This is a genomic window from Xanthomonas sp. CFBP 8443 (genome assembly GCF_025666195.1).
Lineage (GTDB): Bacteria > Pseudomonadota > Gammaproteobacteria > Xanthomonadales > Xanthomonadaceae > Xanthomonas_A.
Map to the genome: position 1 here is coordinate 3380607 of NZ_CP102592.1, position 24967 is coordinate 3405573.

At 71.0% G+C, this 24967-nt stretch carries 23 protein-coding genes; 13 read left to right on the plus strand and 10 right to left on the minus strand.

What is annotated here, in order from left to right; translation table 11 throughout:
* Positions 1-155: 155 nt before the first annotated feature.
* The 3 genes from NUG20_RS14140 to NUG20_RS14150 all read left to right on the plus strand — a co-directional run bounded on the left by NUG20_RS14140 (position 156) and on the right by NUG20_RS14150 (position 2741).
* Positions 156-557: a YciI family protein gene (locus NUG20_RS14140; protein WP_263395090.1), complete on the plus strand. Its 402-nt coding sequence runs from the start codon at positions 156-158 to the stop codon at positions 555-557.
* A 249-nt stretch (positions 558-806) separates the two neighbouring features.
* Entirely contained in the window at positions 807-1667 is an 861-nt protein-coding gene (locus NUG20_RS14145; protein ID WP_263395091.1) for a DUF72 domain-containing protein, read from the plus strand.
* Between the two features lie 126 nt (positions 1668-1793).
* The gene (locus tag NUG20_RS14150; protein WP_263395092.1) at positions 1794-2741 is read left to right on the plus strand and encodes a DMT family transporter; all 948 of its coding nucleotides are present in this window, start codon (positions 1794-1796) and stop codon (positions 2739-2741) included.
* Positions 2742-2761: 20 nt separating this feature from the next.
* Here the strand turns inward: NUG20_RS14150 and NUG20_RS14155 are convergent, their stop codons facing one another.
* From NUG20_RS14155 to NUG20_RS14165, 3 genes are all read right to left on the minus strand, one after another.
* Complete coding sequence (locus tag NUG20_RS14155) at positions 2762-3829, minus strand: GGDEF domain-containing protein (protein ID WP_263395093.1); 1068 nt, start codon at positions 3827-3829, stop codon at positions 2762-2764.
* Between the two features lie 81 nt (positions 3830-3910).
* Positions 3911-4630 carry a pseudouridine synthase gene (locus tag NUG20_RS14160; RefSeq protein ID WP_263395094.1) on the minus strand — a complete coding sequence of 240 codons (720 nt, stop codon included), beginning with the start codon at positions 4628-4630 and terminating at the stop codon, positions 3911-3913.
* Positions 4631-4763: 133 nt separating this feature from the next.
* Complete coding sequence (locus NUG20_RS14165; RefSeq protein ID WP_263395095.1) at positions 4764-6776, minus strand: DEAD/DEAH box helicase; 2013 nt, start codon at positions 6774-6776, stop codon at positions 4764-4766.
* Positions 6777-6935: 159 nt separating this feature from the next.
* Between NUG20_RS14165 and NUG20_RS14170 the strand changes: the two genes are divergently transcribed.
* The 4 genes from NUG20_RS14170 to NUG20_RS14185 all read left to right on the plus strand — a co-directional run bounded on the left by NUG20_RS14170 (position 6936) and on the right by NUG20_RS14185 (position 8860).
* Positions 6936-7442: an RNA polymerase sigma factor gene (locus NUG20_RS14170; protein ID WP_263395096.1), complete on the plus strand. Its 507-nt coding sequence runs from the start codon at positions 6936-6938 to the stop codon at positions 7440-7442.
* A gap of 22 nt (positions 7443-7464) precedes the next feature.
* Positions 7465-8124 carry a serine/threonine protein kinase gene (locus NUG20_RS14175; RefSeq protein WP_263395097.1) on the plus strand — a complete coding sequence of 220 codons (660 nt, stop codon included), beginning with the start codon at positions 7465-7467 and terminating at the stop codon, positions 8122-8124.
* 123 nt (positions 8125-8247) lie between these two features.
* Positions 8248-8469 (plus strand): RNA-binding S4 domain-containing protein, encoded by a 222-nt coding sequence (locus NUG20_RS14180; protein ID WP_263395098.1) that lies wholly within the window; start codon positions 8248-8250, stop codon positions 8467-8469.
* Between the two features lie 58 nt (positions 8470-8527).
* Positions 8528-8860, plus strand: a complete 333-nt coding sequence (locus NUG20_RS14185) for a hypothetical protein (protein WP_263395099.1) — start codon at positions 8528-8530, stop codon at positions 8858-8860.
* A gap of 382 nt (positions 8861-9242) precedes the next feature.
* Here the strand turns inward: NUG20_RS14185 and ubiM are convergent, their stop codons facing one another.
* The 5 genes from ubiM to NUG20_RS14210 all read right to left on the minus strand — a co-directional run bounded on the left by ubiM (position 9243) and on the right by NUG20_RS14210 (position 13123).
* Positions 9243-10430 carry a 5-demethoxyubiquinol-8 5-hydroxylase UbiM gene (gene ubiM / locus NUG20_RS14190; RefSeq protein WP_263395100.1) on the minus strand — a complete coding sequence of 396 codons (1188 nt, stop codon included), beginning with the start codon at positions 10428-10430 and terminating at the stop codon, positions 9243-9245.
* Positions 10431-10590: 160 nt separating this feature from the next.
* Positions 10591-10980: an MAPEG family protein gene (locus tag NUG20_RS14195; protein WP_263395101.1), complete on the minus strand. Its 390-nt coding sequence runs from the start codon at positions 10978-10980 to the stop codon at positions 10591-10593.
* A gap of 49 nt (positions 10981-11029) precedes the next feature.
* A complete protein-coding gene (locus NUG20_RS14200) occupies positions 11030-11614 on the minus strand; it encodes a DUF4019 domain-containing protein (RefSeq protein ID WP_263395102.1) in 585 nt (194 codons plus the stop codon).
* 80 nt (positions 11615-11694) lie between these two features.
* Positions 11695-11955: a hypothetical protein gene (locus NUG20_RS14205; RefSeq protein WP_263395103.1), complete on the minus strand. Its 261-nt coding sequence runs from the start codon at positions 11953-11955 to the stop codon at positions 11695-11697.
* Between the two features lie 97 nt (positions 11956-12052).
* Positions 12053-13123, minus strand: a complete 1071-nt coding sequence (locus NUG20_RS14210) for a COG3904 family protein (RefSeq protein ID WP_263398490.1) — start codon at positions 13121-13123, stop codon at positions 12053-12055.
* 232 nt (positions 13124-13355) lie between these two features.
* Here NUG20_RS14210 and NUG20_RS14215 point away from each other — a divergent pair, with 232 nt between their 5' ends.
* The 4 genes from NUG20_RS14215 (at position 13356) to NUG20_RS14230 (ending at position 18992) form a co-directional block, all read left to right on the plus strand.
* Complete coding sequence (locus NUG20_RS14215; RefSeq protein WP_263395104.1) at positions 13356-14831, plus strand: AlkA N-terminal domain-containing protein; 1476 nt, start codon at positions 13356-13358, stop codon at positions 14829-14831.
* Positions 14824-15348 (plus strand): methylated-DNA--[protein]-cysteine S-methyltransferase, encoded by a 525-nt coding sequence (locus NUG20_RS14220; protein ID WP_263395105.1) that lies wholly within the window; start codon positions 14824-14826, stop codon positions 15346-15348. The genes NUG20_RS14215 and NUG20_RS14220 overlap by 8 nt, the downstream gene beginning before the upstream one ends.
* A gap of 524 nt (positions 15349-15872) precedes the next feature.
* On the plus strand, positions 15873-17147 hold the full coding sequence (locus NUG20_RS14225) for an alkaline phosphatase family protein (protein ID WP_263395106.1): 1275 nt from the start codon (positions 15873-15875) through the stop codon (positions 17145-17147).
* A 447-nt stretch (positions 17148-17594) separates the two neighbouring features.
* Positions 17595-18992 (plus strand): chloride channel protein, encoded by a 1398-nt coding sequence (locus NUG20_RS14230; protein ID WP_263395107.1) that lies wholly within the window; start codon positions 17595-17597, stop codon positions 18990-18992.
* Between the two features lie 102 nt (positions 18993-19094).
* Here NUG20_RS14230 and NUG20_RS14235 read toward each other — a convergent pair whose 3' ends face one another.
* Complete coding sequence (locus NUG20_RS14235; RefSeq protein WP_263395108.1) at positions 19095-19280, minus strand: 30S ribosomal protein THX; 186 nt, start codon at positions 19278-19280, stop codon at positions 19095-19097.
* A gap of 109 nt (positions 19281-19389) precedes the next feature.
* Entirely contained in the window at positions 19390-19803 is a 414-nt protein-coding gene (locus NUG20_RS14240; protein ID WP_263395109.1) for a MerC domain-containing protein, read from the minus strand.
* Positions 19804-19969: 166 nt separating this feature from the next.
* On the opposite strand from NUG20_RS14240, the gene NUG20_RS14245 reads away from it, so the two are divergent.
* Positions 19970-22036: a TonB-dependent receptor gene (locus NUG20_RS14245; RefSeq protein ID WP_263395110.1), complete on the plus strand. Its 2067-nt coding sequence runs from the start codon at positions 19970-19972 to the stop codon at positions 22034-22036.
* 478 nt (positions 22037-22514) lie between these two features.
* Positions 22515-24905 carry a TonB-dependent receptor gene (locus NUG20_RS14250; RefSeq protein ID WP_263395111.1) on the plus strand — a complete coding sequence of 797 codons (2391 nt, stop codon included), beginning with the start codon at positions 22515-22517 and terminating at the stop codon, positions 24903-24905.
* The last annotated feature ends 62 nt before the right edge of the window (positions 24906-24967 follow it).

Sequence of the window (24967 nt, forward strand, 5' to 3'; positions counted from 1 at the left end):
GGCCGGGCCGTTCATGGGGTACGACGTCCCGGGAACGCGCAGATCGACATGCCCGCAAAAAATAGTTTGCGGCGGCGGCCGGATGCGGCACCGCAACACGCCTCCGCGCCGCGCTGCGCGATCATGTGCGCCTCCCGCCCCGTCCGGTCGCCCCCATGCAATTCCTGTTGCTGATCTACATCGACGAATCGCTGCTGCAGTCCCTGCCCAGCGAGGAATACGACCGGCTGATGCACGGCTGCCTGCAGCATGCCGATGCGCTGCAGGCCGACGGCACGCTGGTGCTGGCGCAACAACTGCAGCCGGTGGCCAACGCCCGCACTCTGCGCACGCGCCAAGGCCAGGCGCGCATCACCGACGGCCCGTTCGCCGAGACCCGCGAACTGCTCGCCGGCTTCAACCTGATCAATGCCCGCGACCACGACGAGGCGATGCGCATCGCCGCGCATTTCCCGTGGTCGCGTTTCGGCAGCATCGAGGTACGGCCGCTGGCCGACATGGACGCCGAGCGTGCCCGCGTCGGCGCCGCGTTGGCGGGCTCGGCGGTGGCTGGCTAGACGCCCGAGGTCGGCCGCCGGCTTGCGGCCGATGCGCGCATGCCGCTGGCATCGCTTCACGCGATGCCGACGTCGCCGCGGTCAGCGGCTGCATGCTGCCGCGCAGCAGCGTATGGACGCTACGCTCGCAGCGCATCACACCACAGCGCATCGCACCGCGCCGTGGCGCGGTGAAACCGGCGACAGCGCACATCGCGACGACAGGGTGCTGCGGCACAATCGCAGCCTGCCCGCTGCCGGTGCTCCCGCATGAACGATCTCTTCGACTCCGCCCCGGCCGCACCCGACGGCATCCGCGTCGGCATCGGCGGCTGGACCTATGCGCCGTGGCGCGGCGGCATGTTCTATCCGCAGGGGCTGGTGCAGCGCCGCGAGCTGGAATACGCCAGCCGCCACGTCAACAGCATCGAGATCAACGGCACCTATTACGGCACGCAGAAGCCGGATACCTACGCGCGCTGGCGTGACGAGACGCCTCCGGGCTTCCTGTTCTCGGCCAAGGCGCCCAAGCGCATCACCGGCATGCGCCGGCTGGCCGGCGCCGGTGCGCAGGTCGAGGACTTCATCGGCGGCATCGTCACCCTCGGCGAAAAGCTCGGCCCGCTGGTGTGGCAGTTCGAGCATGGGCGCACGCTCGACCTCGACGACCTCGCCGTGTTCCTGGACCTGCTGCCGCAACAAGGCGGCGGCCGCCGGCTGCGGCACGTGCTGGAAGTGCGCGACCCGGCCAGCGTCGGCCCGCGCCTGCTGGACCTGGCCCGCACCCACGGCGTGGCCACGGTGTTCACCGATTCGCCCGACTACCCGTCCTTCGCCGACCTCGGTACCGACTTCGTCTACGCACGGCTGATGCGCAGCCGCGCCAACCTGGCCCACGGCTACCCGCCCAAGGAACTGCGTGCCTGGGCGGCGCAGGTGCAGGCCTGGCGCCGCGGCGAGGACCCGGACACGCTGCCGCATGCCGGCACGCCCATGGCCGCGGCCAAACCGCGCGAGGTCTTCGTGTATTTCATCAGCGCCGCCAAGGAGCGCAACCCGGCCGCGGCGATGGCGTTGTTGGCTGAGCTAGGTGTTGATCGGGACTCGGGACCCGGGACCCGGGACTCGTAACAGCGGCTCTGTCAGCGCTTGGCGCGATCCAGCTCGAAAATCAAAAAAGCGCCTGCAAAGGCGTTTTTTGATTTTCGAGTCCGAGTCCGAGTCCCCATCCCGCGCCCAACGCGCGACAATACCCGCATGCCCCTGCACCCCACCACCAAAGCCCAACTGCAAATCCATTTCTGCGTGCTGCTGTGGGGCATCACCGCGATCCTCGGCAAGCTGATTACGCTGCCGGCGCTGCCGCTGGTGTGGTGGCGGATGCTGATGGTGGTGGCGGCGCTGGCGCTGCTGCCGCGGGTGTGGCGCGGACTGGCCGCACTGACCCCGAAACTGCTGCTCGGCTACGCCGCGGTCGGCGCGCTGGTCGGCCTGCACTGGCTGACCTTCTACGGCGCGATCAAGCTGGCCAACGCCTCGGTGGCGGCGACCTGCATCGCGCTGGCGCCGGTGTTCACCGCGGTGATCGAGCCATGGGTGGCCAAGCGTCCGTTCCGTCCCAGCGAACTGGTGTTCGGCCTGGCCGTGTTGCCGGGCGTGGCGCTGGTGGTCGGCGGCGTCCCCGACGGGATGCGCGCCGGCGTGGCGATGGGCGCGGTGTCGGCGCTGTTCGTCGCCGCGTTCGGCTCGCTCAACAAGCGCCTGGTCGACCATGCCGACCCGCTGACCGTGACCGCGCTGGAACTGGGCGCCGGCACCCTGACCCTGACCCTGCTGGCGCCGCTGCTGCCGTTCGTGCTGCCGGCGCTGAGCGGGCCGCTGCTGGTGCTGCCCAGCCTGCACGACACCGCGCTGCTGCTGGCGCTGGCGCTGCTGTGCACGCTGCTGCCGTTCGCGCTGGCGCTGGTCGCGCTGCGCCGCCTCAGCGCCTACGCGGTGCAGCTGGTGACCAACCTGGAACCGGTCTACGCAATCATGTTCGCGATCGTGCTGCTGGACGAGCAGAAGCAACTCACCGCGCTGTTCTACCTGGGTGTGGCGGTGATCCTGGGCGCGGTGTTCCTGCATCCGCTGCTGACCCGCGACAAGCCGCTGCGGCATCCGGAACTGCTGGCGACGTCGGAAGCGAAGAACGCGCTGGAGTGAGCGCGCCTCGCCGGCGCGGTTCACTCCGCCAGCGACACGCAATCGCGGCCGGCGCGCTTGGCCTGGTACAGCGCCAGGTCGGCGCGCTTGAGCAACTGCTCGGCGCTCTCCTCCGGCTGGTAGACGGCCACGCCGAAACTGGCGGTCAACGGCACCCCGAGTTGCAGCAGGCTGGTCTCCTGGCGCAGCGTCTCGCATTCGTGCATGGCCGCAGCGGCGTCCAGGCCCGGCATCAGCACCGCGAACTCCTCGCCGCCGTAGCGCGCCACCAGGCTGCCCGCCGGCGCACGTGCGCGCAGCATGTCCGCCAACGCCAGCAGCACCGCATCGCCCTTGTCGTGGCCATGCAGGTCGTTGATGTTCTTGAAGTAGTCCAGGTCCAGCAGGGCCACGCTGAGCGGGCTGGCGCTGAGCCGCGCCGCCTCCGCGTTGACCATCAGCGCAGTGGCGAACGCGCGCCGGTTGAGCAGCCCGGTCAACGGATCGGTGCGGGACTGTTCGAGCAGGTCGGCGTTGAGCGATTCGAGCGTGGACTGGTACTGCGCCAGCTGCTGCTCGTACCAGTCGCGCTCGCGCAGCTGCAGGGCCAGCGCATGGCTGGTGCGGCGCAGTTCGATCAGCTGCATCACCTGCCGCGACAGCGCCTGCAGCGCCACCACCTGCTCCGGCTCGAGCGTGCGCGGGCGCCGGTCGAGTACGCACAGCGCGCCCACCGCCAGCCCGTCGCTGTTGACCAGGGGCGAGCCCGCGTAGAAGCGCACGCCGACCTCGGTGACCAATCGATTGAAGGCGAAACGCGGGTCCACCGCCGCGTCGTTGACCACCATCACCTGCTGTGGGGTCAGGATGGTGTGGCCGCAGAACGAGTCGTCGCGCGTCGCACTCAGCAGGGTGACGTTGCGCTGCGATTTCAGCCACTGGCGCTCGGCGTCGACCAGCGAGATCAGGGCCGACGGCGTATCGCACAGGCTGGCGGCGATGCCGACCAGGTCGTCGTAGGACGCTTCGGGTTCGGTATCCAGGATCCGCAACGCGTGCAGCGCGCGCAGGCGGTCGGCTTCGTTGTCGGGCTTGGGTGGCTTGATCACGGGAGCGGGCGGCCGGCGGCGGATTGCGTGGCGAGTATCGCCAAAATCGCCGCCGATGCCAGTGAAGGCGCGCGGCCCGGCTTACCAGTCCTGCCGCTGCGGCAGCAGGCCGCGCAGTTCCTGCTCGGTGAGGTTGCGCCATTGCCCCGGTTTCAGCGCGCCGAGCTTGATGTTGTCGATGCGCACGCGGCGCAGCTGGGTGACGCGGTAGTCGAACGCGGCAGCCATCAACCGGATCTGCCGGTTCAGGCCCTGCTCGAGGACGATGCGGAAACCGAACTTGGCGATCCGCGCGGTGCGGCACGGCAGCGTGGTCTCGTTGTGCACGCGCACCCCGCGCGCCATGCCGCGCAGGAACTCGTCGGTGACCGGCTTGTTCACCGCCACCAGGTATTCCTTCTGGTGGCGGTTCTCGGCGCGCAGGATCTCGTTGACGATGTCGCCGTTGCTGGTCATCAGGATCAGGCCCTCGGACTCCTTGTCCAGGCGCCCGATCGGGAAGATGCGCTGCTCGTGGCCGACGAAGTCGACGATGTTGCCCTTGACCTCGCTCTCGGTGGTGCAGGTCACCCCGACCGGCTTGTTCAGCGCGATGTAGACGTGGCGGCGGCCGGATTTTTGCTTGGCGCGCGCGCGCAGCGGCTGGCCGTCGACCTGCACGTCGTCACCCTCGCCCACCACCGACCCGACCCCGCCGGGCATGCCGTTGACGGTGACGCGTCGTGCGGCGATCAGCCGGTCAGCCTCGCGGCGCGAACAGTAGCCGGTCTCGGCGATGTGCTTGTTGAGGCGGATGGACATTGAGCGGGGATTCGGGATTCGGGATTGGGGATTCGCAAAGCGGGCTACTGCGATCCGAAGCAGTAGCGAGGGTTGGGACAGAAAAGCGGAAGCGGGGACGAATCCCCACTCCCGAATCCCCAATCCCGGCCCCTCAGCGCTTCGGCGGACCCTTGCGCGGCGGGCGCTCGCCGGCGCGGTCGGCGATGCGGGTGGCGGCGCCGGCCGGGCGCGGGCCGGCCGCGTTCGGGCGGCCGCCGGGCTTGCCGGCGGCACGCGCGAACTTCGGCTTGAACGGCGCGCTGGCGCCGCCGGCATCGTCGCCGTCGAGCTTGCGCATCTGCAGTTGCTGGCCGGACACCCAGACCTTCTTCAGGTGGGTCAGCAGCTCGCGCGGCATGTCCGCCGGCAGGTCCAGCACCGAGTAGTCGTCGTGGATGTCGATGCGGCCGATGTACTTGCTTTCCAGGCCGGCCTCGTTGGCGATCGCGCCGACGATGTTGGCCGGCTTGACCCCGTGCTGGTGGCCGACCTCGATGCGGTAGGTCTCCATGCCCACTTCCGGCTCGCCGCGCGGCGCCTTGGGCGCCTTGTCGCGGCGCGGCGCCTCGAAGCTGCCGACGTCGCGCTGGTAGTCGTAGTCGGGGCCGTGCCCGGCCGGCGCGGGACGCGGCGCACGCGGCGGCGCGCGCTCGCCTTCGTCGCGGCGCGGTGGGCGCGCTTCGCGGTCGAACTTGGGCTCGAACTTCGGACGCTCCGTGCGCTCGCCGCGGTCGGCGCGCTCGCGGCGCTCGGCACCGGGCCGCTCGAAACGCTCGGTCTGCGGCGGACGCGCGCGCTCCGGCGCCAGCAGCAGCGGCGTGTCGCCCTGCAACAGGCGCGCCAGCGCCGCGGCCACTTCGACCATCGGCACGTTCTTCTCGGTCTCGAAACGCTGCAGCAGATCGCGGTAGGTGTCGATGCCGCCGCTGGCGATGGTCTCGCTGATCTTCTCCATGAAGCGAGTCACGCGCTGGTCGTTGACCGCGTCCACGCTCGGCAACTGCATCTCCTCGATCGGCTGCCGGGTGGCGCGCTCGATCGCGCGCAGCATGCCCTTCTCGCGCGGGCTGACGAACAGGATCGCCTCGCCGCTGCGGCCGGCACGGCCGGTGCGGCCGATGCGGTGCACGTAGCTTTCGGTGTCGTACGGGATGTCGTAGTTCAGCACGTGGCTGATCCGCTCCACGTCCAGGCCGCGCGCGGCCACGTCGGTGGCGACCAGGATGTCGAGCTTGCCGTCCTTGAGCTGCTGGATCACCCGCTCGCGCTGCGACTGCTGGATGTCGCCGTTGATCGCCGCGGCGGCCAGGCCGCGCGCCTGCAGCTTCTGCGCCAGCTCGTCGGTGGCGGCCTTGGTGCGCGCGAACACGATCATCGCGTCGAACGGCTCCACTTCCAGGATCCGGGTCAGCGCGTCGAGCTTGTGCAGGCCGCTGACCGCCCAGTAACGCTGGCGGATATTCGCCGACGTGGTGGTCTTGGACGCGATGATGACTTCGGCCGGATCGTTCAGATAGGTCTGCGCGATGCGCTTGATCGCGGTCGGCATGGTCGCCGAGAACAGCGCCACCTGGCGCGAGGCCGGCAGCTTCTTCAGCACCGCCTCGACGTCGTCGATGAAGCCCATGCGCAGCATCTCGTCGGCTTCGTCGAGCACCAGCGTGCGCAGCTCGGACAGGTCCAGGGTGCCGCGCTCGAGATGGTCGATGACCCGGCCCGGGGTGCCCACCACCACGTGCACGCCGCGCTTGAGCGCCGACAGCTGCTGCACGTAGGGCTGGCCGCCGTACACCGGCAGCACCTGGAAGCCGGGGATCGCGCCGGCGTAGCGGTGGAACGCCTCGGCGACCTGGATCGCCAGCTCGCGGGTCGGCGCCAGCACCAGCGCCTGCGGCTTGCGCTGGTTGAAGTCCAGCCGCGACAGGATCGGCAGCGCGAACGCGGCGGTCTTGCCGGTGCCGGTCTGGGCCTGGCCGAGCAGGTCGCGGCCGGTCAGCAGCGCGGGGATGGTGGCGGCCTGGATCGGCGACGGCGACTCGTAGCCGACGTCGGTGACGGCCTTCATCACAGCAGGCGAGAGGCCGAGATCTGCGAACAGCAGCGGCGCGGGGGTATCTTGGGACATGGGAGACTCCGGAGGCGCCGCAGAGAACCGGCAGGCGCAAAGAAGCACATTGTGCGCCTTGGCGGGCCGCATGTCGAAACCGGGTGAACGGAGCCGTTCAGGCGTGAGAAATCCCGCCCTGCCGCGAACCACCTTCCAGACCCCTTCGCGACCCGCCCCATGCCCGACGCTCCCGCCCCCGCCGCACCGCCCCCGGCCGACTTCGCCACGCTGTTCCAGGCGCACCGCGGCATTGCGGCGAAGGTGGCCGGCAGCTATTGCCGGCACCCGGACGACCGCGCCGACCTGATCCAGGAGATCGCCACGCAGGCCTGGCGGGCCTTCCCGCGCTACGACCGACAGCGGCCGTTCCCCACCTGGCTGTACCGGATCGCGCTGAACGTGGCGATCGGCGACCTGCGCGGGCGCAGCCGCGCGCACCGCCAGGCGCTGCCGCTGCAGGACCTGGACATCGCCGACCCGCACGCCGCCGACCCGGAGCGCGAGCGCCAGGTGCAGGCGCTGTATCGCTTCATCGCGCAGCTGCCGCCGCTGGAGCGGGCGCTGGCGCTGCTGTACCTGGACGATCGCCCGCAGCGCGAGATCGCCGAGATCCTGGGCATCGGCGAAAGCAACGTCTCCACCAAGATCGGCCGCCTCAAGCAGCGCCTCCGCGACGAACTCTGACCCACCACACAGGACCCGAGCCATGCATCCCGACGAACTGAAACACGCCTGGCAGGCGCTGGACCTGCGCCTGCAGCGCCACGACCGCCTGCAGGTGCAACTGCTGCTGCAGCACAACCTGCAGCGCGTGCGCGGCAGCCTGCGCCCCTTGCTGTGGGGCCAACTCCTGCAGCTGCCGTTCGGGCTGTGCTGCATCGCCCTGGCCGGCCTGCTGTGGAGCCGGGGCGGTGCGCTGCCGGCGCACCTGATCGCCGCCGGCGTAGCGGTGCATGCCTACGGCGTGCTCGCCGTGGCGATGGCCGGCATCGTGCTGGGCCGGCTGTTGCGCATCGACTACGGCGCGCCGGTGCTGGAGATCCAGCGCCGGATCGCGCACACCCGCCGCTGGTACGTCGGCAGCGGCGTGGTCTGCGGGCTGTCGTGGTGGCTGCTGTGGGTGCCGGTGCTGATGGTGCTTGGCGCGCTGGCCGGCATCGACCTGCTGGCGAGGGCGGCGGCGGTGGTGTGGATCGGGCTCGGCGTGGGCGTGGCGGGCATCGCGCTCAGCGTGGGGTTCTATCGCTGTTCGCGGCATCCGGGCCGTCCACGGCTGAAACGGATCGTCGACGACAGCCTGGGAGGATCGAGCCTGCGCAAGGCCAGCCTGCTGCTCGACGAAGCCGAGCGTTTTCAGCGCGAGTGAGCGCCGCAGCCGCTGGCTTGCGGCGCACGCAGAGCGTCCGCAACGCCCGCCGCGGCGCGAAGTCCGAGCGTTTCTCCCGCGAATGACCGACAATGAGCGCCGATTTCCGAACAGCGTCCCCCAATGCAGACCATCGATCTCCAGTTAGAAAGCGACTACGTCGAACTCAAGCACCTGTTGAAACTGACCGGCGTGTGCGACAGCGGCGGCGCGGCCAAGACCGTCATCAGCGAAGGCCAGGTCCGCGTGGACGGCGAAGTCGAGCTGCGCAAGGCCTGCAAGATCCACGCGGGCCAGGTGGTCGCGCTGGACGACGTGCAGATCCGGGTGATCGGCAAGGCATGAACGCAGGCGGCGCGGCCTGCACGGCGCGTTCCTGGCCGCCGCACAGGGCGGCCGCGGCATGCTGATCGACATCGGCGCGCGCAACATCGCGCCGTCGGCGGACGACCCGCTGCACGACGTGTACGGTCTGTCGATCGACCCCGAGGCGGCGCGGCCGTTCTGGCTGTCGCAATCCATCCGCGGCGGCCATGCCGAAGGCGGCGGCGCGATCGCCCTGGGCCTGGACGACCTGGACAGCTGGCGCGGCGACTGGCGCCTGCACCTGCGCCGCGCCGGCTGCGACTGGGCCATCGCGCCGATCGAGGCGGCGCAGCGCTCGGGCGACGTGCAGGCGGCCCTCGCCTGCCTCATCGCCGGGGCTGAGGAACGCCGCCTCGTTCGCGCGCCATAGCGCTAGCGGGTTTCTCGCCCCCATCCGGGCAATCGCATCTTGTGGGAGCGACTTCAGTCGCGACGGGCCTTCCCGGCAGAGCCCGTCGCGACTGAAGTCGCTCCCACAGTGCTTCGCCAATCCACAGACCGCTGGCATCGGTGCGCCAAATGATGGGGTGATCCCGCATCTGGGCGCCGTTGGCTTTTTGTAGGAGCGGCTTCAGCCGCGACAGGCCTTCCCGAGAAGCCTGTCGCGGCTGAAGCCGCTCCTACAGTGGTGTGTGCAGGCGGACGAGAAAGAGCGCACATGGCGGCGCCAACCCGGGGCGCTGCTGTCGCTGCCACTCGCCGCGCGACGAGCTACCTTTTGCCTTCTCCGGAGTCCTGCGCGCGCCCCACCTTCAACGCGCGCCCACCGCACCGCGCTGGGTCAAATGCGCGGCGATCGCGCGCTTGAACGGCGCCACCCGGTCGGCCACGCGCAATGCCGCGTTGCGCAGCGCGCGCGCCGGCAGGCGGTCGTCGGTGTACAGCGCGGCGATCGCGTTGGTCGCCTCGTACAGCGGCCGCGTGGCCAGGCGGTGGCCGCGCTCGTAGCCGGCCAGCAAGGCCGGTGCGGCGATGTCGCCGCCCTGCGCCACCGCCGCGTGCAGCGCGCGCGCCAGCCGCGCCTGGCTCTGCAGGCCGAAGTTGAAGCCGTGCGCGGTCACCGGGTGCATGCCGACCGCGGCATCGCCGATCAACGCATAACGCTTGCCGACGAAACGCTGCGCGTACACCGCGACCAGCGGATAGACCTGCGGCCGCACCAGCGGCGTCATCGCGCCGAGCCGGTGCTCGAAGCGTGCGCTGATCTCCGCGCCCAACGCCGCTTCGTCCATCTGCATCAGCGCCTGCGCGCGCTCCGGCGCCAGGGTCAGCACCGCCGAGGCCTGGTTGCCGCGCAGCGGCAGCAGCGCCAGGGTCTGGCCGTAGCCGAACCACTCCCAGGCGGTGTGCTGGTGCGGGCGCTCGTGGCTGACCCGGCACACCAGCATGCTGCGGCCGAAATCGCGCATCTGCGCGCCTATGCCACGCATGCGCCGGGTGCTGGAGAAACGGCTGTCGGCCGCGACCACCAGGCGCGCGCGCAGTGTCCGGCCATCGGACAGGCGCAGCGTGGACTGCGTGTCGTCGCAATGCAGCGCCTGTACCGAGACCCCGTCGAGCAGCGTCAGGCCCGGCTGCGCCTGCACCGCGTCGAACGCGGCGCGGCGGATCAGGTGGTTGGGCACCAGCCAGCCCAGGTCGCCGCGGTCGCGCTGGCTCGCGGCGAAGGTCAGCGCGAACGGCGAGGAACCGTTCATCACCCGCGCATCGCGCAGCGGCGAGATCGCATCGGGATCGATCCGCGACCACAGATCCAGTTGTTCCAGCAGCGTGCGCGAGGCGTGGGTCAGCGCGATCTCGCGGCCATCGAAGGCGGCCTCGGCCAGGGCCGCGCGCGGCTGCGGCTCGATCAGCGCCAGCGACAGCCCGCTGCCGGCGAGCGAGCGGGCGAAACACAGGCCGGCCGGGCCGGCACCGACGATGGCGATATCCACATGCATTGCTGCGCTTCCCGTATCGGACGCGGCCAGCATAAACCCGCCGCGCGGCGCGGCATTGATCTGGATCAGCGCTGCGGCAAACGGTCGCAGCGCAGCGCCTGGCGCATCCGCTGCGGTGCGGCCGCGGCGCATGGCCGCGCGCAACGCCGCACGCGCGGTCTTACAGCAGCGCCCACACCAGTTGCAGGATCGCCCACAGCGACACCGCCCACACCAGGCTGCGCACATACGGCACGCCCGCCGCATACAGCGGCACGTAGACCAGCCGCGCCCAGAAATACAACTGCGCCGCCAGTGCGGTATGCGCGCTGCCCCTGTCCATCGCCACCACCGCCACCGCCGCGGCGGCGAAGAACGGAAAGGTCTCCAGGAAGTTGCGCAACGCGCGCTCCAGGCGCCCGGCCACGCCGGCCGGCGGCGCTTGCGGCGCGTCGCGCGCGCTGGCATTCCACTTCATGCCGCGCTGCGCGGTGACCAACGCGGCGGCCAGCAACAGCTGCACGATCCCGAGCAGGATCGCCCAGGCCAACATGCGGATTTCGATACTCATGGAGACCTCGGGCAGTGGCGGAAGCAGCAGAACGGCGAACGCGGCCGATTCAGTTCGGCGGGCCGACGTGGTAGCCGACCAGGCGCCAGGTCTTGTCGTCGTCCAGGCGCAGCGAGACCAGTTCGCGCACCGGCTGCGGCGCGTTGGCGAAGCGGCTGGGGAAGCTGATGTTGACGTAGACCCCGGGCGGCACCTGCGAGCCCGCCGCGTAGCGCACCCGCGCGACGCTGGCCACGCCGCGGCCGAGCAGCGCACCGAGCCGTGCGCGATCCGCATCGACCTGGCGCACGAAGGCCTCGCGCGCGACCGCCTTCTTCGCCACCGCCGATGCGCCATCCCACAGCTCGCCGCTGCGTCCGGCATCGACCAGTTGCGCGGCGCGCAGCCCGGCCTGCGCCATCTGTGCGTCCTGCTTGGACAGCGGCCCCGGCGCGGCGGGCGCAGCAGGCTTGGACGCGGCCGGCTTGGGCGCGGCAGGTTGGGCGGCCGCAGGCGGCGAAACGGCGGACTGCGCGGCGGCGGCGGGCTGGGCAGCGGCAGGCTGCGGGGCAGCGGACTGGGCAGCGGGTTGCGCGGCTACGGCGAATGCCGCCGCATTCAGCAGCGGCGCCAGCAGGCGGGTCGACAAGGGCATCGGGGTGGGCATCGCTCAGGCGGCGTGGCAGCGGCGGGGGCCGCAGTCTACGCCGGCCGCGCGCGCCGGCGCAGGAGCGCTCACGGCTCCTCGCCCGGCGCCGCCGCGCTCACCGGCACCGCGTAGCGCTGCCGGTGCCAGGCGCGCCAGCTCGCCCATAGCGCCCACCCGGTACCGCCCAGCAGGCCGGCCAGGCTCAGCAGCGAGGCGGTGCGCGCCAGCGGCTGCGCATACGCGCCGCTGGCGAAGTGCAGCAGCAGTTCGGCGACCAGGAAACCGCCCAATACCAGCAACGCCGGCGGCAGATACAGCCGCACCATCAGCTTGGTTCCGACCGCCATCTGCACGCTCCCGAAGTGGATGGCGCGGACGCTAGCGCCGCCGCGGTGCCGGGGGCGTGAACACCGCAGCGCAGCGGCGCGCCGGCGCAGCCGGCGTTCAGGCGCCGGGCGAGGCCAGCGGCAGCGTGGCCACGTCGATTTCCGACAGCGGGCTCTCCGCCGGGCAGGCCTGGTCGGGGAAGCCGAAGCGCTGCTTCAGGGCCTGGCCGCAGGCGGTCAATGTCTCCAGGTCCACGCCCTTGGCCTTGCACTCGTGGTCGAACGCGATCAGGAACGCGTCCTTGCGGCGCAGGAAGTCGTCGCCGCACTTGCGCAGTTGCTTGATCCGCTCCAGGTCGTCCTGCACCGCGTTGGTCCCGTCCAGCCCGTACTGCTTGAGTTCGTCGTTGCTGAGCAGGCGCAGGCTGCGGTTGGGCACGGTCATCATCAGGTCGGCCACCGACACCGCCACGCCGTTGCGCTCCAGGTAGTCCTTGACGTTGCCGTAGACCTCCTGCAACTCGCGGTTGAGTTCGGCGCGCGAGGTCGCGGTGGAACTGATCCGCATCATGCGGTGGATGCCGACCTTGCCGGAGATCAGCCGGTTGTCGCCGGCGGCGAGCACGAATACGCAGGCGCTGTGGCAGATCGAGCCTTCGCGCACCCAGATGGTCCAGCCGGACTCGCCGATCGCGTCGCCGGCGCGGATCGCGGCCTCGACCTGGCCGCCGCTGGAATCCAGATCCAGCACGCGCTTGCCGATGCCCGCGTGGGTGGCGACCTCGGCCAGGCGCTGCACCATGGCGGCGAAGCCGGCGTTGATCTTGCCTTCGTAGCGCACCCGCAGCAGCCCGCGCTCGCGGCATGGCGCCAGCGCCGCCTCGAGCGTCGGCCGGTCCAGCCCGGCCAGCGGCTCGCCGTCGCCGGCCTCGGCCGCGTAGTCGGTGTCGCAGCTGACGAAGGCCTCGCCGTTCTCCAGGGCCGCCTCGTCCCAAGCGCCGCTGTCGGGCTTGGCGACATCGGGCTTGGCCGCGTCGGGCTTGGGCGTGGCGGCGGGCGCCCGCGCGGGCGCGGGCGGCGGCGCGCCGACCGAGACCATGTGCTCGCCGTCGCCGAGCGGGCTGTCGGCCACGGTCCTGCCGGCGGACGGCGCGCCCTGCTGGCACGACAACAGGCCAGCGCAGCACAGCGACAACCACCAGGTTTTGGACGGGAAAGGCAAGCGACGGGATCCGCAGTGGAGAGACGGCGCACCCGGGAGCGCGCGGTCCTAGTCTAGTGCCGATGCGCATCCGCTTCCCAACTGCGCCTAAACCGGCTCTGCCTGCGGTCGCGGCGCAGGCATGGCCGCCGCATCCATGCCGACCATCCATGTCCGAAAACGGCGAGTCCGCTCCGCCGGGGCGGACTAGACTGGCGCCATGACCTACGCAGCGACCGCCGACCACGCCCTCTACGACCGCGCCCGCCAGGCCCGCGACGCGCGCTTCGACGGCGTGTTCTTCACCGCGGTGCGCAGCACCGGCATCTATTGCCGGCCGGTATGCCCGGCGCCGGCGCCCAAGCGCAGCAACGTGCGCTACTACCCCAGCGCCGCCGCCGCGGCCGCGGCCGGCTATCGGCCGTGCCTGCGCTGCCGGCCGGAGCTGTCGCCGGAAGCGCAGCAGCATCTGGGCGAGGAATCGGTGCGGCGCGCGCTGGCGCTCATCGCCGAAGGCGCGCTGCAGGACGCCGGCGTCGAACGCCTCGCCAGCGACGTCGGACTCAGCGCACGCCAGTTGCAGCGGGTGTTCGTCGCCCAGCTCGGCGCCACGCCGGCCGCGGTGCACGCGACGCGGCGCCTGCTGCTGGCCAAGCAGTTGCTGACCGAGACCGCGCTGCCGATCACCCAGGTGGCGCTGGCGGCCGGCTTCAACAGCCTGCGCCGCTTCAACGCCGCGTTCCTGGAAGGCTGCGGCATGCCGCCGTCGGCGATCCGCAAGCAGCGCGCCGAGGTGCCGGGCGGCGATCTGGTGCTGCGCCTGGGCTACCGCCCGCCGCTGGATTTCCCGGCCATGCTGGCGTTCCTGCGCAAACGCGCGATCCCCGGCATCGAGCGCATCGGCGAAGCCAGCTACGAGCGCGTGCTCGGCCCGCTCGAGGCCTCCACACGGATCCGCGTCGAGGCCGATCCGCAGCGCCACGAACTGCGCCTGCGGATCGCCGCGGCCGACCCCCGCGCGATCCCGGACATCGTGCGCCGGGTGCGCCGCATCTTCGACCTGGACGCCGACCTGCGCGCGGTGCATGCCACGCTGGCCGCCGAACCGCTGCTGGCGCACGCGATCGCGCGGCGCCCGGGACTGCGCGTGCCCGGCGGCTGGGACGGCTTCGAGGTGGCGGTGCGCGCGGTGCTCGGCCAGCAGGTCAGCGTGGCCGGCGCGGCGACCCTGGCCGCGCGCCTGGTCGAGCGCCACGGCGCGCACCGGCCCGGCCAGGCGTCCGGGCTGGACCGCGCGTTCCCGGCGCCGCAGGACCTGCTGGACGCGCCGCTGGAAGCGATCGGCCTGCCGCGCTCGCGCGCCGCCACGCTCCGCGCGCTGGCCGCCGCGGTGGTGGTCGGACGCCTGCATTTCCGTGCCGGCCAGCGCCTGTCCGAGTTCGTCGAACGCGCCACCGCCCTGCCCGGCATCGGCGCCTGGACCGCGCACTACATCGCCCTGCGCGCGCTCGGCCAGCCCGACGCATTCCCGGCCGGCGACCTGGTCCTGCAACGCGTGCTCGGCGCCGACGGCGCGCGCCTGAGCGAACGCGCCACCGAGGCCCGCGCACAGGCCTGGCGACCATGGCGCGCCTACGCCGTCCTGCAGCTCTGGCACCTGGCCGGCGATCCACCCGAGGAGACTTCCCATGACTGAGCACCGCCTGTACTACGACGCCTTCGCCACCCCGATCGGCGAACTGACCGTGGCCGTCGGCGACGACGGCGTGCGCCACATCCTGTTCCCGGAGAACCGCTACGACGCGCGCGGCCGTGCCGACTGGATCCGCGACGCGGCGCCGGTGCGCGAGGCGCGCGAACAGCTGCTGGCCTATTTCGCCGGCGAGCGCGACACGTTCGACCTGCCGCTGGCGCCACGCGGCACCGCCTTCCAGTGCCGCGTATGGCAGGCGCTGGCCGACATCCCGTTCGGCGCGACCTGGAGCTACGCGCAGCTGGCGCAGCACATCGCGCAGCCGCGCGCGGTACGCGCGGTCGGCGCCGCCAATGGCCGCAACCCGCTGCCGATCGTGCTGCCGTGCCACCGCGTGATCGGCGCCAACGGCACCCTGACCGGCTTCGGCGGCGGCCTGCCGACCAAGGCCGCACTGCTGGCGCTGGAGCGGCGCGGGGCGGCAGCGGCGGACGGCGCGACGGCATCGCTGTTCGACTGAATCGCAGCGCGCTGGCGCTCCCTTCTCCCGCCGGGACCATGGCCCCTTTTCGGGGAAGCTGCCCCGAAGGGGGGATGAGGGTACGGCGAAGCCTGGAAAGTTCGGCTACGCCAAGCCATCCGTGCCGACGTACCCTCACCCCAACCCCTCTCCCGGGGGAGAGGGGCTAAAGCAGCCTCGCCGTGCCGCGATTGGCATTCGTCAGCGGAACACGCCGCACGCTGGCGCTCCCTTCTCCCGCCGGGACCATGGCCCCCTTTTCGGGGGAAGGTGCCCCGAAGGGGCGGATGAGGGTACGGGCGAAGCCTGGAAAGTTTGGACGCACCAGGCTGCCCGTGCCGACGCACCCTCACCCCAACCCCTCTCCCGGGGGGAGAGGGGCTAAAGCGGTCAGTCGCCAGAGCGACGGCGCTTCACCACCTGCGCCCGATGCTTGACGACATGTGCCGCAGTGCGTGCGCACTCATGCGCGTCCGCCACACCATGTCTTCGCCGCGTCACCGCGCGCGCTTTATCATGCGCCGATGACTTCCCTCGCCCTACGACTGGCAAGCGCCTGCGCCGCGCTGCTGCTCGGCGCTTGCGCCTCCACCCCCTCTTCCTCTCCCGGCACCGCGGCCGTCGTGCCGCAGGCCGCGTCCAGCGCGGCGACGCAGCGGCCATTGCTGGTGCTGATCTCGATCGACGGCCTGCGCGCGGACATGCTCGATCGCGGCATCACGCCGAACCTGAGCCGGCTGGCCCGCGAGGGCGTGCGCGCGCAATGGATGACGCCGTCGTATCCATCGCTGACCTTTCCCAACCACTACACCCTCGTCACCGGGCTGCGCCCGGACCACCACGGCATCGTCCACAACAGCATGCGCGACCCGCTACTGGGCACGTTCCGGGTCAGCGACCGCGACGCGGTCGGCGACGGCCGCTGGTGGGGCGGCGAACCGATCTGGGTCGGCGCCGAGAAGGCCGGCTTGCCCGCAGCGAATTGGGCCTGGCCGGGCGGCGAGGCGACGATCCAGGGGGTGCGCCCGAGCCGCGGCCACGCCTTCGACGAACAGGTCGCGCCGAACGCGCGGGTCGATCAGGCGCTGGGCTGGCTCGACGATCGCGGCGCACCGCATCCGCAGCTGCTGACCCTGTACTTCGAGCAGGTCGACGGGGCCGGCCACGACTTCGGTCCGCAATCGGCGCAGTACGCGCAGGCGATCGAGCAGGTCGACGCCGCGATCGGCCGTCTGCTCGACGGTCTGGCGCAGCGCGGGCAGTTGCAGCGCACCAACCTGGTGGTGGTGTCCGACCACGGCATGGCGTCGGTGCCGGCGCAGCAGGTGCTCATCATCGAGGACATGGTGTCGATGCAGGAGGCCGAGGTGGTCAGCTATGGCCAGTCGATCGGCATCGCGCCGCGGCCTGGCCAGGAGGCCAAGGTCGAGGCCAGGCTGCTCGGCGCGCATCCGCAGTACGACTGCTGGCGCAAGGCCGAGTTGCCGGCGCGCTGGCACTACGGCAGCCATCCGCGCGTCCCGCCGATCGTGTGCCAGATGCACGAGGGCTGGGACGCGCTGCCGGCCGAGCGCGCCGCGGAGAAACCGCGCACCGGCCTGCGCGGTTCGCACGGCTACGATCCGGCGCTGCCGTCGATGCGCGCGGTGTTCATCGCCCGCGGTCCGGCATTCCGCCAGGGCGCGACGCTGGCGCCGTTCGACAACGTCGATGTGTATCCGCTGCTGACCAGACTGCTCGGAATTCCCGCCGCACCCAACGACGGCGACCCGCAGGCGCTGCTGCCGGCGTTGCGCTGACGCAGCGGTCGCGACACAGCCTGGAATCCAGGTCGCCGGATACAGCCTCGCGCGCCTGCAACGGGCGCTGCCGGGTGCCGTCGCCACCGCGACGGCGGGACCTAGCGTGGCAGCGGCGAGCGACATCCCCCGCCATGGGTGGTCATGTGCAGACGGGAACGGTGCCATCCAGCCGTCACGACCGCGTTGCGCATCGCACGCAATCGGCGCTGCGGGCAGAGCGCGGCCCATCGCACTGCGGCCGTGCCGCCGTCGGCGGGCAAGCACGCGCAAACTGCTTCCAAGGCCGCGCTGCGCCGTCGCGCCACTTTTCGCTGCGCCCGGGTGGACGTCTGCACCGACATGCGAGGACGCGGCCCCAGCCATCGCGCCGCATGCGAACCGTGTCGGGCATGACGGATGGATGCAGCGCGAGCCCGCGCCATCGACGCATGCGACAATCCGCACATGCAGTCGCCCGATCCCGTGCCACCGCCGCGCATGCGCCAACGCGTGCACCCGCTGCTCTCGCACGAGAGCTGGAAACAGCGCGCGGTGCTGTGGGGCGGCGCGGTCGCGGTCGCGCTGGTCGCGATCGTGTTCGCCAAGGCCAGCGACGCGGCCTTCCACCTGTTCCAGCGCATCATCGCGCACTCGCCGTGGTGGGCGCTGCTGCTCACGCCGAGCGTGTTCGCGCTGCTCGCCTGGCTGACCAACGGCGTGCTGCGTCCCACCCGCGGCAGCGGCATCCCGCAGGTGATCGCCGCGCTGGAGCGACCCGACGATGCGTTCCGGCAGGACAACCTGTCGCTGCGCGTGTCCGCCGGCAAGCTGCTGCTGACCACGCTGGCCCTGCTCGGCGGCGCCTCGGTCGGGCGCGAAGGGCCGACCGTGCACGTCGGCGCCAGCCTGATGTACGTGCTCGGGCGCTGGTTCGGCTTCCGCGATCCGCGCCAGGCCTCGCACTTCCTGCTCGCCGGCGGCGCCGCCGGCATCGCCGCGGCGTTCAACACGCCGCTGGCCGGGGTGGTGTTCGCGATCGAGGAACTGAGCGGGCGCTTCGAGCACCGCTTCTCCGGCACGCTGCTGACCGCGGTGATCGTCGGCGGCGTGATCTCACTGGGCCTGCTCGGCAACTACACCTATTTCGGCAAGGTGTCGGCGGCGCTGCCGCTGGGCCGGGCGTGGCTGGCGATCGTGCTGTGCGGCGTGGTCGCCGGCCTGCTCGGCGGCGCGTTCAGCCGCATGGTGCTGGCCACCGTCGCCGGCAAGCCGCGCTGGCTGGGCGCGCTGCGCCGCCGCCACCCGGTGCTGCTGGCCGCGCTGTGCGGCCTGGCGCTGGTCGCGCTGGGCCTGGCGTTCGGTGCCGGCGCGTTCGGCACCGGCTATGAGCAGGCGCGCAGCCTGGTGCAGGGCCACGCCAGCGTCGGCCACGAATTCGGGCTGATGAAGCTGCTGGCGAACCTGGCGTCGTACGTGGCCGGCATCCCCGGCGGGCTGTTCTCGCCGGCGCTGGCGGTCGGCGCCGGCCTGGGCCACAACCTGGCGGTGCTGATGCCGGACGTGGACCCGCGCACCTTCGTGCTGCTCGGCATGTGCGCCTACCTGACCGGCGTCACCCAGGCGCCGCTGACCTCGGCGGTGATCTCGCTGGAACTCACCGACAGCAGCGACATGCTGCTGCCGATCCTGGCCACGGTGCTGATCGCGCGCGGCGCTTCGGCGCTGGTCTGCCGCACGCCGATCTATCGCGGCCTGGCCGAGCAGTTGCTGGCGGCGCCGGCCGTGGCCGAACCCGCACCAGAACCAACGCCCCTGACCACCGACCTGGCCGGCGACCCCGGCGAGGACGATCCGCCGCGCTGAGCGCGCAACGCACCGCGCCGCGCGACGCGGTCGCGTCCATCGCGCAGGCAAAAAAAACGCGGCGCAAGCGCCGCGTTCTTCTCGTACCGCTGGAGCCCAGGTTCAGCCGGCCTTGGCGACCGTCTTCTTGGCCACGGCCTTCTTTGCCGCCGGGGTCTTGACCACCGACTTCTTGGCGACCGGCGCAGCTGCGCCCACGGCCACCTTGCTCACGTTGTGCAAGCGCGAATTGCCATAACTGGCGTTATAGCGCTTGCCCTTGGCGGTCTTGCGGTCACCCTTACCCATGCTCATCGACTCCTGAATGTGTGTGCGAAATCCCCGCGCGGTGCACGGGTTTGGCGAGGCCAACGCGGTCAGCGCCCTCGCGCAAGGCCGGCAAGCCTACCACGTGCGCTCAGTGGGCGCAGCTGGCGTCGTGCACGTGGCCGTGGTTGAGCCGCAGGTTCAGCAGGTGCGAAAGCCCGACCAGGGTGCCGCCGAAGGTCATGATCGCCGCATGCGGCGCCACCGCGTGGTGCAGCGCCGGCACCAGCATGCCGGCCCACAGCGACAGCAGGCCGACCAGCAGCAGCCCCAACGCCTGCCAGGCACGGTGCCGGCGGTAACCCAGGACCAGGCTGAACAGGCCCAGGCAGGTCACGAACAGCACCAGCGTGCGCTCCACGCCATCGCCCAGCCACACCGACAGGCCCAGCGACGGCAGCACCGCCAGCGCCAGCGGCAATAGCGCGCAATGCACCGCGCACAGCAGCGAACCAGTGGCGCCGAGGCGATCGAGCAAGGCGCGCAGATTGGAGGTAGGCGACATGACTTCCAGCACAGTGGTGATTGCGTTATAGAATAATATAACATTACCCGGCCGGCGACCAGCGTCGCCACGCCTCCGCATTTTCGTGCCTGCCGCCGCCCCTGTGCGGCGAACGCGAGCGCCCGCGCCCGCCAGGCAATGCCTTTTCCCCTACTCGGTATACCTAATGTCCTGCTCCCGCCCCCGCTCGCTCCGTCGCACCGCACTGTCCCTGGCACTGGGCAGCCTGCTCGCCCCGGTCCTGGCCCTGGCCGCCGATGCGCCCGCCGCCGACACCGACGCCACGCCGCCGGCCAGCGACAGCCGCCACGCCGACGGCGACAAGCACGACCGCCACGTGAAGGACCTGGACGCGGTGGTGGTCACCGCCAGTCCGCTGCGCGATGTGGTCGGCGACCTGAGCCAGCCGGTGGAGGTCCTGGCCGGCGAGCGCCTGGACGAGAACCGCGGCGCCAGCATCGGCGAGACCGTGGCCAGCCTGCCGGGCGTGCAGAGTTCCAACTTCGGCCCCGGCGTCGGCCGGCCGATCATCCGCGGCCTGGACGGCCCGCGCGTGGCGGTGCTCAGCGACGGCCTGTCGACCCAGGACGTGTCCACCGTCAGCCAGGACCATTCGCCGGCGGTGGAATCGTTCCTGGCCGACCAGATCGAAGTGCTGAAGGGGCCGTCCACCCTGCTGTACGGCTCCGGCGCGATCGGCGGCGTGGTCAACGTGGTCGACGGACGCATCGCCGAGACCCCGGTCGACGGCGTGCACGGCCGCGCCGAGGTGCGTTTCGAGGGCGGCGACAAGGACGGCAACACCGACATGTTCCGCGTCGACGCCGGCAACGGCAGCGGCCTGTCGATCCATGCCGACGGCGTGTACCGCAACCAGAACGACTACGACACCCCGCAGGGGCGCCAGGTCAATTCCTTCCTCGATTCCAAGGTCGGCTCGATCGGCGCCTCGCTGGCCGGCGACTGGGGCTTCGTCGGCGTGTCGGCCTCGCGCTTCCGCGACAACTACGGCAACCCGGGCGAGCCCGGCGATCCGGCCGCCGGCGAGCGCGGCGTGTCGCTGCGCCTGCACCAGGACCGCTACGAGCTCAAGGGCGGGCTGACCGATCCGTGGGGCGACGGCAGCGCGCTGCGCTACAGCTTCGGCCATACCGACTACACCCATACCGAGTTCGAAGGCGCGGAAGTGGGCACGGTGTTCGACAAGCGCGCCAACGAGGGCCGCGTCGAGGCGTCCTTCACTTTCGGCGGCGGCTGGCAGACCGCGTTCGGCGTGCAGGGCACCGATTCCACCTTCCAGGCGATCGGCGAGGAAGCGTTCGTGCCGAAGACCGACACCCGCGCCATCGGCGTGTTCGCCGTGGCCCGCAACAACTGGGAACGGGTCAGCGCCGAGGTCGGCGCGCGCGTGGACAAGACCAAGTACGAAACCGAGATCGGCGTGGACCGCGATTTCACCCCGAAGAGCTTCTCGCTCAGCGGCGGCTTCCGCTTCAACGAGCAGTGGCGCCTGACCGCCAACCTCGACCACGCCGAGCGCGCGCCGGCCGAGGAAGAGCTGTTCGCCGACGGCCCGCACATCGCCACCCTCGCCTACGAGATCGGCGACGCCGACCTCAAGACCGAGAAGGCCAACCAGGCCGAGCTTGGGCTGAACTTCAAGAACGACTGGGTGGATGCCAAGGTCTCGGCGTACTACAACCGCTACAACGACTTCATCTACATCGTCGACACCGGCGAGCAGTGGTTCCACGAGGAAGACAACGACTTCCTGCCGATCCGCCAGTGGACACAGGCCGACGCGGTATTCCACGGCTTCGAGGGCGAGGCCACCTTCCATTTGGCCGACAATGACAGCGGCGCCTGGGACCTGCGCGTGTTCGGCGACACCGTGCGCGCGCGGCTGAAGGAAGGCGGCAACCTGCCGCGCATCGCACCGGCGCGCTACGGCGCGCAGCTGCGCTGGGACGCCAGCAACTGGCGCGCCTCGCTCGGCGCCACCCGCTACCAGAAGCAGGACAAGGTGGCGGTCGACGAGACCCCGACCGCCGGCTACACGCTGGTCGATGCGCACCTGGCCTATCACGTCGATGCCGGCGCCACCGCATGGGAAGTGTTCCTGGACGGCAACAACCTCACCGACCAGGACGCGCGCGTGCACACCTCGTTCCTGAAGAACGACGTGATGCTGCCCGGCCGCAACGCTTCCTTCGGCGTGCGCCTGTTCTTCTGACGCGGCTCCTCTCCCCCGCGCCAGTGGAGGCCGCCTTCGGGCGGCCTCTTTTTTTTGGCGGCACCAGGGCAGGCCGACGCTTGCAGCCACGCCCAACCCAACCCAACCATCGCAACGATGCGCGGCCAACGCGCCGCGGAACGCGGGCGGCGGCCTCGCGTGATCGGTTGCGATATGCGGCACCGGCAGCCCGCCGCGAACGCTGACCAGGGCCGCCAAAGCGCCGCCACGACATGGCATCGCGAATTGCGGATCGCGTTGCACGCGCCCTGCGGCGACGGCGCCAGCCTGCGCAGCCCATCACGCAATCGACCCCGATACCGCGCTGCACAATGGCCTCGACGCGCAACGGCGTTACAAAGAGCGCGGCGCGCAGCCCCCGCTCGCGCCGTGCCGGCCGACCCACGCCGCCGTGCAACGCACATGCGGATCGCGAGCGCCGGCACACCGTTCCGGATGAAGAAAGGAGAGATTCTTCATGAAACCTGCATTGCACCGCCGCCTGCTGCCGCTGTCCGTCGCCGCCGTCCTGCTCGCGCCGCCGGCCTGGGCGCAGACCGCCGACACGCCGGCCGCGTCCACCGCGCAAGCCGACGCCACCACCCTGGATACCGTCGTGGTCAGCGGCACCGCGCGCTTCAAGGGCCTGCGCAAGCGCGACGCCAGCTTCTCGATCACCACCGCCACGCCCGAACAGATCCAGCAGGCGGTGCCGCAGAGCAGCGCCGACCTGCTGAAGATCGTGCCCGGCGTGTGGGCCGAACCCAGCGGCGGCGGCACCGGCGCCAACATCTTCGTGCGCGGCATGCCGTCGGAAGGCGATGCGCCGTTCGTCACCTTCCAGCTCGACGGCGCGCCGCTGTTCCCGCCGCCGACGCTGTCGTTCCTGGAGAACTCCACGCTGTTCCGCACCGACGACACCGTCGAGCGCCTGGAAGTGCTGCGCGGCGGTTCCAGCCCGATCTTCTCCAACGGCCAGGCCGGCATCACCGCCAACTTCATCCAGAAGAAGGGCCAGGACGAACCGGAAGGCAGCGTGCGCCTGACCGGCGGCAGCGACGCCCTGCGCCGCATCGACCTGTTCAACAGCGGGCCGATGGGCAACGGCTGGTACTACAGCATCGGCGGTTTCTTCCGCGAGACCGACGGCGTGCGCGACCCGCAGTTCTCCGCCGACAAGGGCGGCCAGTTCAGCGCCACGCTGAGCAAGCGCTGGGACAGCGGCGAGGTGTCGTTCTACGCCCGCCACACCGACGACAACAACGCCTTCTACACCGCGATCCCGCTGCGCTCGCGCAACAACGGCGGCGACCTGTCCAGCTTCCCCAGCCTCAACGCGCAGACCGGCACCCTGCTCAGCAACGACTTCCGCAACGTCAGCCTGCCGGTCGGCCCGAACGGCGAGACCGTGCAGCGCGACCTGGCCGACGGCCGCGGCGTCAACATCGATGTGTTCGGCGGCGAACTGAACTGGCAGGTCGGCGACTGGACCATCGCCGACCGCTTCAACGTGATGGGCGGCACCGCGCCGACCTATGCGCTGTTCACCGGCGATGCGCCGCAGCGCCTGGGCGACTTCATCGCCGGCTACGGCAGCGCCGGCAGCGCCCGCTACACCAACGGCGGCGGCGCGGTCGATCCGGACCAGCAGGTGCTGGAAGCCGGCTGGTGGTCGGTGGACAAGCGCCTGAACTCCTTCACCAACGATCTGCGCCTGAGCCGCGAACTGTTCGCCGGCAACACGCTGACCGTGGGCAGCTACTACGCCAAGTATTCCTCCAACGACACCTGGTACCTCGGCAACACCATGCTGCTGACCGCGCAGAACCACGCGCGGCGCATCGACGTGGACCTGGCCGATGGCCGCCAGCCGACCCGCGAGGGCTTCACCAGCACCGCCTTCTTCGCCCTGCGTGCGCACTACGACGGCGAGAACACCGCCGTGTTCGTGGCCGACGAATGGGAGCTGGACGAGCGCCTGCGCCTGGACCTGGGCGTGCGTTACGAGCGCCAGAGCGTCACCGGCACGGTGCACGACACCGCCACCGTGGACCTGGACGGCAATCCGGCCACGCTGTACGACAACGCCACCTCGATCTCGCTGCCGAGCGCGCGGCGCATCGACCAGGACGACGACGCGCTGTCGTGGACCGCGGGCCTGAACTTCAAGCTCGACGAGCACAACAGCCTGTTCGCGCGGGTCAACTCCGGGGTCAAGTTCCCCGGCTTCGACAACCTGCGCGACGGGCAGACCAAGGTGCAGGAGGTCGACCAGTACGAGCTGGGCCTGAAGTCCGGCGCGACCGCCTACGACCTGTACCTGACCGCGTTCTACAACACCTTCAAGAACTCGCCGTTCCAGGCGTTCCTGTCCAACGGCAGCAACTTCACCACGGTCGGCGATTCGCGCGCCTACGGCCTGGAAGTGGAAGGCGCGATCCGTCCGTTCGGCGGCTTCGAGCTGGCCGGCACCGGGGTGTGGCTGGACGCCAAGTACCGCAACTACCGCGAGTTCACCGGCAACCAGGTGATGCGCCAGCCCAAGCGCCAGTTCCGGCTGACCCCGAGCTACTACTGGGCGCTGCCGTTCGGCGACCTGCGCCTGTTCGCCACCTACTCCTACGTCGGCGAGCGCTTCGCCGACCTGGCCAACAGCCAGCGCCTGCCTTCGTACGACATGATCGATGTCGGCGCCAGCCTGCATGCCGGCGACCACTGGGAGTTCACCGCCAGCGGCAGCAACGTGACCGACGAACTGGGCCTGACCGAGGGCAACGTGCGCGTGCCCGGCGCGGCCACCGGCGGCGTGTTCATGGGCCGCCCGATCGCCGGGCGCCAATACCAGGTATCGGTCGCATATCGCTGGTAGCGCGCGCATATCTGCGACCGCAGAGACCTTGTAGGAGCGGCTTCAGCCGCGACAGCCCCTAT

Bases quoted from the DNA above. Each gene is read 5' to 3' on its own strand.
- NUG20_RS14140 (WP_263395090.1), top strand. From the start codon at position 156: ATGCAATTCCTGTTGCTGATCTACATCGACGAATCGCTGCTGCAGTCC.
- NUG20_RS14145 (WP_263395091.1), top strand. From the start codon at position 807: ATGAACGATCTCTTCGACTCCGCCCCGGCCGCACCCGACGGCATCCGC.
- NUG20_RS14150 (WP_263395092.1), top strand. From the start codon at position 1,794: ATGCCCCTGCACCCCACCACCAAAGCCCAACTGCAAATCCATTTCTGC.
- NUG20_RS14160 (WP_263395094.1), bottom strand. From the start codon at position 4,630: ATGTCCATCCGCCTCAACAAGCACATCGCCGAGACCGGCTACTGTTCG.
- NUG20_RS14165 (WP_263395095.1), bottom strand. From the start codon at position 6,776: ATGTCCCAAGATACCCCCGCGCCGCTGCTGTTCGCAGATCTCGGCCTC.
- NUG20_RS14170 (WP_263395096.1), top strand. From the start codon at position 6,936: ATGCCCGACGCTCCCGCCCCCGCCGCACCGCCCCCGGCCGACTTCGCC.
- NUG20_RS14175 (WP_263395097.1), top strand. From the start codon at position 7,465: ATGCATCCCGACGAACTGAAACACGCCTGGCAGGCGCTGGACCTGCGC.
- NUG20_RS14180 (WP_263395098.1), top strand. From the start codon at position 8,248: ATGCAGACCATCGATCTCCAGTTAGAAAGCGACTACGTCGAACTCAAG.
- NUG20_RS14185 (WP_263395099.1), top strand. From the start codon at position 8,528: ATGCTGATCGACATCGGCGCGCGCAACATCGCGCCGTCGGCGGACGAC.
- ubiM (WP_263395100.1), bottom strand. From the start codon at position 10,430: ATGCATGTGGATATCGCCATCGTCGGTGCCGGCCCGGCCGGCCTGTGT.
- NUG20_RS14195 (WP_263395101.1), bottom strand. From the start codon at position 10,980: ATGAGTATCGAAATCCGCATGTTGGCCTGGGCGATCCTGCTCGGGATC.
- NUG20_RS14200 (WP_263395102.1), bottom strand. From the start codon at position 11,614: ATGCCCTTGTCGACCCGCCTGCTGGCGCCGCTGCTGAATGCGGCGGCA.
- NUG20_RS14205 (WP_263395103.1), bottom strand. From the start codon at position 11,955: ATGGCGGTCGGAACCAAGCTGATGGTGCGGCTGTATCTGCCGCCGGCG.
- NUG20_RS14215 (WP_263395104.1), top strand. From the start codon at position 13,356: ATGACCTACGCAGCGACCGCCGACCACGCCCTCTACGACCGCGCCCGC.
- NUG20_RS14220 (WP_263395105.1), top strand. From the start codon at position 14,824: ATGACTGAGCACCGCCTGTACTACGACGCCTTCGCCACCCCGATCGGC.
- NUG20_RS14225 (WP_263395106.1), top strand. From the start codon at position 15,873: ATGACTTCCCTCGCCCTACGACTGGCAAGCGCCTGCGCCGCGCTGCTG.
- NUG20_RS14230 (WP_263395107.1), top strand. From the start codon at position 17,595: ATGCAGTCGCCCGATCCCGTGCCACCGCCGCGCATGCGCCAACGCGTG.
- NUG20_RS14235 (WP_263395108.1), bottom strand. From the start codon at position 19,280: ATGGGTAAGGGTGACCGCAAGACCGCCAAGGGCAAGCGCTATAACGCC.
- NUG20_RS14240 (WP_263395109.1), bottom strand. From the start codon at position 19,803: ATGTCGCCTACCTCCAATCTGCGCGCCTTGCTCGATCGCCTCGGCGCC.
- NUG20_RS14245 (WP_263395110.1), top strand. From the start codon at position 19,970: ATGTCCTGCTCCCGCCCCCGCTCGCTCCGTCGCACCGCACTGTCCCTG.
- NUG20_RS14250 (WP_263395111.1), top strand. From the start codon at position 22,515: ATGAAACCTGCATTGCACCGCCGCCTGCTGCCGCTGTCCGTCGCCGCC.